This is a genomic window from Burkholderia sp. LMG 13014, from assembly GCF_905232215.1.
In the GTDB taxonomy this organism is placed as follows: domain Bacteria; phylum Pseudomonadota; class Gammaproteobacteria; order Burkholderiales; family Burkholderiaceae; genus Burkholderia.
The window spans coordinates 1-3048 of sequence record NZ_CAJNKE010000662.1; the positions used below are offsets into that span (position 1 = coordinate 1).

The following is a 3048-nucleotide window of genomic DNA, read 5'->3' on the forward strand; positions in this document are numbered from 1 at the left end:
GCGGCATCGAAGGTCGGGCCGCTTGATCGGTCACATGATGCACGGCCGGTTCCGGCACGGGCGCCGCGGCGCCGATCGACACGTGCCGGAACCGGCCTTGCATCATGTGACCGATCCAGCGGCCGACCAGCGCATAGTCGAGCGACGGAATGCCGAATGCACGCCGCCGGAACAATGTCCACAGATCCATCACGAGCGTGGCGCCCGTGCCGATCAGCAACAGGTTGAGAAGGAGGTCGGGCAGGCTCATCGCGACCCTCCACGGAGAAGGGAAAGGGCCGCGCGGCGCAGCGGAATACAGCGTGGTTTCAGCGGGTTCATGGCAGTCAGCGCTTGTCTTTATGGAGTCGAGCGACTATCTTGCAACTTCAAGTTCACTTGAGGTCAAGCATGAGCCGGCTGGACATTGCGGATGTAGCGCGACGCTCGGGATTGCCCGCGTCGACGCTGCGCTACTACGAGGAAAAGGGGCTGATCGTCCCGACCGGCCGCCACGGGCTACGCCGGCAATACGACGAGTCGGTGCTCGAGCGCCTGGCGCTGATAGCGCTGGGCCGCGAGGCCGGTTTTTCGCTCGACGACATCCTCGCGATGGTCGGCACGGACGGCCTGCCTGCGATCGATCGCGCGAAGCTCGACGGCAAGGCCGACGAGCTCGACCGCACGATCCGCCGTCTCGGCGCCGTGCGCGATGCGTTGCGGCATGCGGCCGTGTGCCCGGCATCGAACCATCTCGAATGCCCTTCGTTCCAGAAGCTGCTGCGCATTGCCGCGCATCGCCATCCGGCGCGCCGCACGAAGGCGGAAGGTGCGTAGGCGGCGAGCGTGCATCGGCGGGTTGGAGTGGCAGTTCGGCGGCAGGGTGGCGCGCCGCACCATTCCGTAACGGACATCGCCAACAAGAACAACGGGGTTGCCGCGTGTGGTTTTTACTTGTGCTGTATGTGCTTCCTGCCGCGTATGCGGCATCGAAGGTCGGGCCGCATTACGGGTTTCTCGCCGGGTGCGCGACACTGGCCGCCGTGCTGGCGACGCAGACCGCGCTGCTGACGTGGGGAACCGCATGGGTGAAGCGGCGGCGTGGGGCTGTCGGGCAGCCTGAGACGACCGCATCGCCCGTATCGACCGATAGTCCGGAGGACGAACCGGCTGACGAGCCCGATGACATTCCCGATGACATTCCCGATGTGCCGCTTCGATTCGGCGAGCAGGCACGATTCAAGCAACTGGTCCTGATTGCCGACGCCGCGCGGCCCGAGGTCACGCGCCGTTTCTACGACAAGACGAAGCGGGCGATCGAAGCGTACGTGGATGTCGAGTCGGGGCGCGATGGTTCGGCCGCGGCAATGGTGTCGACGGCCGACCTTGCCCCGGCGGAGGGCCTGTCGGCCGTGTCACCGGACGAAACGCTGACCGTGTTCGTGTCGAACGACGGCGCGTGGTCGGGGTTCCGCGTCGGTGACGACAGCTTCCGGTTCCGCCACGGAGCAATCACGAGACTGCGGTTCACGCATGTGATGCCGGTTCGCTGGAACGGCGACTACATGGTGACGTTCTGGTTCGACGTGCCGAAGCGGGAGCGCGCTACCGATTACAACGCGTATTCGACCTGGTTCGATATCGGGGTGGACCGTGCCGGCCGCCGCTCACTCACGCTCCCCCATGCCTGCCGCGAGATCGCGTCGGTGCTCGATGTCGCATTCGACGTCGACGAAACCGGCGACGACTGACTCAGCCCGCGTAATACACGCGGCATTCCTGCTCGCGCCCGCGCACGATGCGCTTGCCTACTAGCGAGCCGTACGTTTCGGTGAAGACGGTGCGCTGATGCTCGCACTGAACGGCGTCGTAGAAATAGAGCGAGACCCAGTCCGTCGGGCGGGAAGCCTCCGGCGTGCGCATCGCGGCATGCAGGCACAGCGCGGTGAAATGCCAGCCGCCCTTGGTCATGTGCATCACGGGCAGCGGCATGTAACCGTCCGCGTTCAGCCGCCGGTGCGCGATTGCGCGTTGCGCAACGCCAGGCGTCGGCAACGCGCCGGCGGCGGCCTTGTTGCGATACAGACGGTCGATGTAGAGCAGCAGTTCGACAGGCGGCTCCGTGCCGGGGCCGGCGTCCTGCACGCGGCCTTGCCAGCGCCGGCGGCGGCTCAGCACGTCGTCGAGTGCGGTGCGGATGCCGGCCGCGCGTCGTGGGCCGACACCCGAGATCGTTTCGAGCTGGCCGTTGCGGGCCGCGCGTTCGAGTTCCTCGAGCGTATCGATATGCAGCAGGTCGTGAATGCGCAGCGCGAGCGCGTGGCCGATGCCCGGCACCGCTTCGAACGCGGACGTGCGCTCGGCGTCGCCGCACAGCCGGTCGAGCTGGCGCCAGCGCCCCGTCACCAGCAACTCGGCAATCGCCTGGGCGACGCCCGTGCCGATCTCGGGCAGCGTACCGAGCGCATCGACGCCGCCGGACTCGAACACCGCGCGGATGTCGAGATCGAGCGCATCGACCGTCCCGGCCGACGCGCGGTACGCGGCGACCCGATACGGATTCGCGCCCTGGTCAGCCAGCCGCTGCGCCGCCTCGCGCAGGCAGGCCGCGATATGCCGGTTTTCCTCGTACGTTTGGCTGGCACTCGTCTGCATGGCGAGGGACCCGGGGAAGCACAAACGGAATGGACACGGCGAACGATGCGCCGGTCGGCTTTTCATCATTGTCGCGACACGCGATGAAGAAAACTTGATGCACGTCAATGGCAAACGTAGCACAGGTGCGAAGCGCACGGTCGTGCCGGAGCGTGGCACGACCGTGCGTCGCGTGACGCGATCACGCGTCGAGGAACGACTGCGCGTTCTCGGCCTCGGCGGCCGTGCGCAACGCGGCGAGCGCCCGTTTCTCGATCTGCCGCACGCGTTCGCGCGACATGCCCGCGTCCTGCGCGATCGCGTCGTAGGTATCGGGCTCGGCGCCGCCGAGGCCGAACCGCCGGCGCAGCACGTCGGCCTCGGCCGGCGTGACCGACCGGAGCAGCGACCTCACGCACTCGCGCATGCGCGTGT

5 protein-coding genes are annotated in these 3048 nt (G+C 67.3%); 2 read left to right on the forward strand and 3 right to left on the reverse strand.

Going from position 1 to position 3048, the window contains the following annotated elements; genetic code table 11:
* Nucleotides 1–250: DUF2938 family protein (locus JYJ84_RS32700; protein WP_205189991.1), on the reverse strand; the 250-nt coding region annotated here is incomplete at its 3' end.
* A gap of 140 nt (nucleotides 251–390) precedes the next feature.
* Here JYJ84_RS32700 and JYJ84_RS32705 point away from each other — a divergent pair.
* Nucleotides 391–816: a helix-turn-helix domain-containing protein gene (locus tag JYJ84_RS32705; protein ID WP_174910680.1), complete on the forward strand. Its 426-nt coding sequence runs from the start codon at nucleotides 391–393 to the stop codon at nucleotides 814–816.
* Nucleotides 817–920: 104 nt separating this feature from the next.
* On the forward strand, nucleotides 921–1730 hold the full coding sequence (locus tag JYJ84_RS32710) for a hypothetical protein (RefSeq protein ID WP_164462830.1): 810 nt from the start codon (nucleotides 921–923) through the stop codon (nucleotides 1728–1730).
* 1 nt (nucleotide 1731) lies between these two features.
* Here JYJ84_RS32710 and JYJ84_RS32715 read toward each other — a convergent pair whose 3' ends face one another.
* The gene (locus tag JYJ84_RS32715) at nucleotides 1732–2634 is read right to left on the reverse strand and encodes a helix-hairpin-helix domain-containing protein (RefSeq protein ID WP_122949434.1); all 903 of its coding nucleotides are present in this window, start codon (nucleotides 2632–2634) and stop codon (nucleotides 1732–1734) included.
* A 181-nt stretch (nucleotides 2635–2815) separates the two neighbouring features.
* Nucleotides 2816–3048 (reverse strand): sigma factor-like helix-turn-helix DNA-binding protein (locus JYJ84_RS32720; RefSeq protein WP_275890757.1); only part of this gene is annotated, 233 nt, incomplete at its 5' end.